The 3,030-nt window shown below is 54.7% G+C and carries 3 protein-coding genes; all 3 read right to left on the reverse strand.

Annotation, left to right across the window (positions count from 1 at the left end):
• A partial coding sequence (locus AC0L27_RS40855; protein WP_473323722.1) for a transposase DNA-binding-containing protein occupies positions 1-149 on the reverse strand: 149 nt, incomplete at its 3' end.
• A gap of 496 nt (positions 150-645) precedes the next feature.
• Positions 646-1,680 (reverse strand): ATP-grasp domain-containing protein, encoded by a 1,035-nt coding sequence (locus AC0L27_RS40860; RefSeq protein WP_473323717.1) that lies wholly within the window; start codon positions 1,678-1,680, stop codon positions 646-648.
• A gap of 106 nt (positions 1,681-1,786) precedes the next feature.
• Complete coding sequence (locus tag AC0L27_RS40865) at positions 1,787-1,966, reverse strand: hypothetical protein (RefSeq protein ID WP_473323719.1); 180 nt, start codon at positions 1,964-1,966, stop codon at positions 1,787-1,789.
• Positions 1,967-3,030: the final 1,064 nt, after the last annotated feature.

Consider the following 3,030-nt stretch of genomic DNA (forward strand, 5'->3'; position numbering starts at 1 on the left):
AGCGGTAGGCTGCCTTGGTATTCGCCCAATCCTGGCAGACGAGCGGATTGCTTTGTCCCATGGCGCTTGTGCGTGAGTAGTTTGCGGAATCTCTCGCCGAGCCGCGCGTCCCTAAACTCGCACTCATCAATCTCTCGATCAATCCACATTCACCTTCCAAGGATGGCACGCAGCCTTGTGCCGATCGACCTTTAATGTCAGTCCCATAGAGCACTCCCTCGCGAATTAGGTGCTCAGCAAGGCATCACAAATGATTCTTTCGTCTCAAGAGTTCGCCGATCAGCGGATCAGACCGAGTGGTCAAAAGTTATCGGTAATTGAAAGCCGGTCGAGGCCGGCTCGCCGAAAGAGGCGTGTTGTTGAGAACTGTCGTTATGGATGTTGATAGGCGCAGTCCCCAAGTCGACGGCTTGTGGTGGTGGACACCGCCTGCCGGCGGCGCTGGTCCGAAGATGAGAAGCTCAAGATAGTTGGGGCACCAGATCCGCGAAGATCGCAGCGAGCGGCTGAAAATAGCTTCGGTACAGTGCCGAGCTTTCGTCACCCGGCCTCCCCACTACGCACGCCTGTCGCACTTGAGAGGATCGCGTGGGGCAGGCGGCGCCCCAGCCCGACTGATGCAGGGCGGGCTGGGGGCCGCAGCTCCTACGGCTTCTGAAAGTGGGACATCATGAGCTTTGCTACCTGATCCGATTGATCTACCCCCGAGGCCAGTTTCGCATCGTATAACCCTCCCGGACTCGTAAGATTAAGGTCTATTATGTAAGGGTAAGCCATATCAAGCCCGACGAAATTGACGCCATAGTCCATCAACTTCCGACCGATCAACTCAGCGAGTTCAACCTCGGTGGAATGCAACTCGACTGGAATTGCCTTTCCTCCTTGCGCGATATTAGATCTGTGATCATCCAGCGACGCTTTCCGGCCGTGCCAGGCAACTGCCCGCCCGCAGGCAACGATGACTCGCTTTTCGCCCTGCCCCACTTCGGAGATGAAGTGCTCAAGAAGAGCGTATTGAGCTTTAAAACCATCCAGGCCGTACTGGAACTGGTGCCGCTTCACAAGAGATTCGCGTTCGCTGAGACCACCGAATTTGCTCTGCGCGTCAGCATTTCCGGTGAGGCATTGTAGGATTGCTCGAACATTCGGTCCGTTCGGAGCCAGCAAGAAGACGTTTTGTCCGCAATAGGCGTTCGGCGGCTTCGCGACCCAACAGAGATCGGGGCTCTGCCGATAGCGTTCCCAAAGTAGAGAGAACTCATTCGATGCATATGCAAATGCTCTATGCTCTTTCGGCACGACGAGACCCAATGCATGCTTTGTTTCTAGAAATAACGTACCCTCAATGCTGTTAACGAACGGGGTATGTTGCGAGGCTAGCCACAGCATTTGCCATACATCACGCGAGATGCTAGACGGCGCCCCGCCGTTGAGCAAGACGAGCTGGCATTCGTCGATGAAATATACGCCCCTCGTCCCCTGCGCTGCGGAGCCAAGCTGGTGTGGCTCTCCGCTTGGCGGCACCAAGACTCCGCGTGTAAAATAACGATAGTCTTCTGACCCGATAGCCGTGATCTCGCCGAAAATCACTTCCCAGCCGAAACGACGGAACGCGTTACCAATGGGGACATCATTTTCACCTAAGCAATCCGGACGGCCTGTGAGTATGAGCAGTCTCATCGCAATTCTCCTAGCTCGACTAGCAACAGAAGTTGACATAGCGGCACAATCGGAGCGTCGAAGGTATTTGAGGCGACCATTGCCATCGCTTTAGAGTAGGCAAACATCACCCCAAAATACCAATCAATACTAACGCGACGATCTTGCCGCCGGGGCATTGGGCTTTCCCCATCGCCTCTCCGAAGAGCAATCCTCGTGCCAGCGTTGTTTTTGTTTGTCTGAACTGCCATTCCTTGCCTGAAGAGGTCTTCTGAAGAACACCGCTGGCTTGAACCTGACACGTCATGCGCCCTTGTCATAAACCACACGGAGCCGCACGCTGTGTTAGTGGACGTGCTAAAAACGTCGCTTTAGTGACTCTGAGGGAGTCGGGGAACAGCGAACTGCTCTTCCATTTGTAACACCTGAGCTGGTCATAGCTTGTCACAATTTGCGCTTCAGACGCGCCGAAATCATCAAAAGAACGAGCGAAAAATTCGATGCCAACGGCCTACGCCGGCTGCTTACCTCGCTCCAGGTTGGTCCGATAGTCAAAGCGGAACGTGCAGACAGCTATACTATGGCGCGCCGAAAGTGCAATGGCCGGCGACAGATCACCACGCCAGTGTACCGAAACGTGGGCTCGAGGCTGCCAGCGTTGGTAGGTTCGTGAATGCAGGCTCTCAGCTAAATGAGGCCCACTATTCCTCCGCAGAAATGCCGCGCCTCCTTTGAGCCGTAGCCATGCACTCACTCGCTAGAAAGCCATCATGAACACCGCCGCGAGGACCTTTCAACACCTGGAAGCTCTAGAATCCAACGTTCGATCATACTCTCGCGCGTTTCCCGCAATCTTCAGCAAAGCCCGCGGATCGATCATTTTGAGGAATGACGGGCGAAGAATCATTGACTTCTTCTCTGGCGCGGGGCGCTGAGCTATGGTCACAACAATCATCCTATAAGAGCCGCTATCACTGACTATCTCGGATCGGATGCCGTCGTCCATGCACTCGATATGGCGACACCGGCGAAGATCAAATTTATGGAGACCTTCGACTCAACTATCCTGCAAACACGCGGCTGAGTTTAGGAGCCGCTGCAGCAACCGGCAACCGCTTCTATCGCAAAGCCACAGGCGCTGCTCTATGCGGCGTGACTTTCATGCCATCCTATGGCTAGGTAGGGCCAACCGTGAATACCGCTGAGCACCTCAGGACTGCATTGATAGATCAGACAGTGTAGTAGATCTCCTGACCTGCCCCTGCCGATTTCCTCCAGTTGAAGTTAGAGTCCAGCCTTCTGAAGGACGGACAAATGAAGCGAGCCAGGTTTACGGAAGAGCAGATTATAGGCGTGCTGCGCGAGCATGAG

It is taken from the genome of Bradyrhizobium sp. Ken51 (genome assembly GCF_055807435.1).

Bases quoted from the DNA above. Each gene is read 5' to 3' on its own strand.
- AC0L27_RS40860 (WP_473323717.1), bottom strand. From the start codon at position 1,680: ATGAGACTGCTCATACTCACAGGCCGTCCGGATTGCTTAGGTGAAAAT.
- AC0L27_RS40865 (WP_473323719.1), bottom strand. From the start codon at position 1,966: ATGACGTGTCAGGTTCAAGCCAGCGGTGTTCTTCAGAAGACCTCTTCA.